The organism is Pseudomonas sp. 2VD, assembly GCF_005503585.1.
GTDB lineage: Bacteria > Pseudomonadota > Gammaproteobacteria > Pseudomonadales > Pseudomonadaceae > Pseudomonas > Pseudomonas aeruginosa.
The window spans coordinates 1-3,389 of the sequence record NZ_SCND01000504.1; the positions used below are offsets into that span (position 1 = coordinate 1).

Consider the following 3,389-nt stretch of genomic DNA (forward strand, 5'->3'; position numbering starts at 1 on the left):
GCCTGTACAACGTCGGCATCGGCGCCGGCGCGCTGCTCGGCAGCGTGGTCAGCGAACGCATGGGCCTGGCCTCGATCGGCACGTCGGCGCCGCGCTGGCGCTGGCCGGCCTGCTGCTCGCCCTGTTCGCCGCACTGCGCTACGCGGAGGCGCTGAAAACCACGTCGTTGTGAGTGCTCATTCACTGGCCCGGATGATTCGGCGGAGGAATCCGCCCGCTTGATCTAGTCTTCTGTGACGAAAAGGCGCAGGGAGTGCGGGATTGCCCCGCGCCGGGCCGGCGCAGGGACGGAATATCGGGTGAACGTACAACAGAGCAAGTTCAGGCTGAGCCGCTGGGCGGGCGCGACACTGGCGCTCGGACTGCTGCTGTCCGGGCTGGGCGCCTGGGGGCTGGCGCTGGTCAACGAGCAACAGGCGCGGATGGCGCTGGAACGCGAGGCGGAACTGCTGGCCGAGGCGGTGACCCGCCGCGTGGAACTCTACCAGTATGGCTTGCGTGGGGTGCGCGGTGCCTTGCTGACGGCGGGCGAGGCGCACATCGACCGCGAACTGTTCCGCCGCTACAGCCTGACCCGCGACATCGACCGCGAGTTTCCCGGCGCCCGCGGCTTCGGCTTCATCCGCCGTGTGGCGGCCGCCGACGAGGCCGGGTTCCTGCGCCAGGCGCGGGCCGACGGCCAGCCGGAGTTCCGCATCCAGCAACTGACTCCGCACGATGGCGAGCGCTACGTCATCCAGTACATCGAGCCGGTGGCGCGCAACGGCCAGGCGCTGGGCCTGGACATCGCCTCGGAAGCCAATCGCCGGGAGGCCGCCCGCGCCGCCCTGGAGACCGGGCAGGTGCGCCTGACGGGGCCGATCACCCTGGTCCAGGCCAGCGGCTTGCGCCAGCAATCGTTCCTCATCCTGATGCCGATCTACCGCAGCGGCATCACTCCACCGCCGGGGCCCCAGCGCGAACTCGAAGGCTTCGGCTGGAGCTATGCGCCGCTGCTGACCGGCGAGGTGCTGGCCGGGTTGCCCATCGACAACGCGGCGATCCACCTCGAACTCAGCGACGTCACCGGCGACGGCGCTGCCGTGCCCTTCTTCGTCAACGGCGCCGCGGCGCCGGCTCAACGCCTGTTCGGCCACATGCTGCGGCGGGAGATCTACGGTCGGCACTGGCAGATGGCGTTCAGCGCACTGCCGCTGTTCGTCCAGCGCCTGCACCAGCCTTCGCCGCGCATCCTGTTCCTGGCCGGCAGCCTGGTCAGCCTGTTGCTGGCGGCGCTGGTCAACGCCAGCGCCCTCGGCCGCCAGCGCCGGCATCGGGAGGCGGCGACCCAGGCGCGACTGGCGGCGATCGTCGGCAATTCGGCGGACGGCATCATCGGCGTCGGCCTCGACGGCGTCATCAGCGACTGGAATCGCGGGGCCGAGGCGTTGTTCGGCTACCGCGAGGAGCAGGCGGTCGGGCGGCGGGTGGTGGACCTGCTGGTGCCGCCATCCAAGGAGAACGAGGAACTCGACATCCTCGCCCGCATCGCCCGTAAAGAACAGGTGGTCAGCTTCGATACCGTGCGCCGGCACCAGGATGGCCACCTGCTCGACGTGGCGGTGACCGTCTCGCCGATCCTCGGTCCGGACGGCGGCGTGGTCGGCGCCTCGAAGACCGTACGCGACATCTCCGCGAAGAAGGCCGCCGAGGCCCGCATCCGCGAACTCAATACCGGTCTGGAGCACCAGATCGCCGAGCGTACCGCCGAACTGCGTCGGTTGAACGTACTGCTCGGCAGCGTGCTGCAGGCGGCGTCCGAGGTGTCGATCATCACCCTCGACCGCGACGGCATCATCAGCGGCTTCAATCTCGGTGCCGAGCGGATGCTCGGCTACCGCGCCGACGAGGTGGTCGGCAAGGCCTCGCCGACCCTGCTGCACAGCGAGCGGGAGTTGCTCGCCCGCGGCCAGGAGCTGGGCGAGGAGGGTTTCCGCGTGCTGGTGGCGCGGGCCGAACAGGAGGGCGCCGAGACCCGCGAATGGACCTATCTGCGCAAGGACGGCTCGCCGCTCAGCGTGACGCTTTCGGTTACCGTCCTGCGCGACGAGGCTGGGGCGATCAACGGCTACCTGGGCATCGCCGTCGATGTCACCGAATGGCGCAACGCCGAGCGCGAGATGGCCGCGGCGCGCGACCAGTTGCAAATGGCCGCCGACGTGGCGCGCCTGGGCATCTGGCGCTGGAACCTGGCCGACGACAGCCTGCAGTGGAACGAGCGCATGTGCGAGCTGTATGGCCAGCCGCTGGCGTTGCGCGACGGCGGCCTGGTCTACGAGCATTGGCGCAGCCGCCTGCATCCGGAAGACCTCGAGCGCACCGAGGCCAGCCTGCGCGCGGCGGTGGAGGGGCGCGGCAACTACGATGTGATCTTCCGCGTGGTGCTGCCCGACGGCGGCATCCGCTTCATCCAGGCCGGCGCGCAGGTCGAGCGCGACGCCGACGGCAACCCGCTGCAGGTCACCGGGATCAATATCGATATCACCAGCGACCAGCAACTGCAGGCGCGCCTGCGCGAGGCCAAGGAGCAGGCGGACGCCGCCAGCGCGGCGAAGTCGTCGTTCCTGGCGAACATGAGCCACGAGATCCGCACGCCGATGAATGCCGTGCTGGGCATGCTGCAACTGGCCCGGCAGACTGATCTCAACGAACGCCAGCGCGACTACCTGGACAAGGCCAGCTCGGCGGCAACCTCGTTGCTCGGCCTGCTCAACGACATCCTCGACTACTCGAAGATCGAGGCCGGCAAGCTGGTCCTGGAAATGCTCCCCTTCGAGCTGGAGCCGCTGATGCAGGACCTGGCCGTGGTGCTCTCCGGCAACCAGGGCGACAAGGACGTCGAGGTGATCTTCGACATCGATCCCGAGCTGCCCAGCGCGGTGGTCGGTGACCGCCTGCGCCTGCAGCAGATCCTCATCAACCTGGCCGGCAACGCACTGAAGTTCACCGCCCGCGGGCACGTCCTGGTGAGCTTGCGGCGGCTGGCGCACGACGCCCACCTGGTGCGCCTGCGGGTGCTGGTGGCGGACACCGGCATCGGCATCAGCGCGGAACAGCAGCAGCGCATCTTCGAAGGTTTCACCCAGGCCGAGGCGTCCACCTCGCGACGCTTCGGCGGCACCGGCCTCGGCCTGTTCATCTGCAAGCGCCTGGTCGACCTGATGGGCGGCGAGTTGCGGGTCGAGAGCGCGCCGGGCAGCGGTAGCCGGTTCTGGTTCGACCTGGACCTCGACGTCGCCCACGACCAACCGCTGCGTGCGGCCTGCCCCGGGGCCGGCGAACCGCTGCGGCTGCTGGTGGCGGACGACAACCTGGTGGCCGGCGAGCTGCTCGAACGCACGGTCGGCGCC

General features: G+C 69.7%; 1 protein-coding gene and 1 pseudogene. Both read left to right on the forward strand.

Going from position 1 to position 3,389, the window contains the following annotated elements; all coding sequences use genetic code 11:
* A pseudogene (locus tag FFS27_RS30640) lies at positions 1-172 on the forward strand (sugar transporter); the annotation flags it as partial.
* 127 nt (positions 173-299) lie between these two features.
* Positions 300-3,389: PAS domain-containing hybrid sensor histidine kinase/response regulator (locus tag FFS27_RS30645; protein WP_137952445.1), on the forward strand; the 3,090-nt coding region annotated here is incomplete at its 3' end.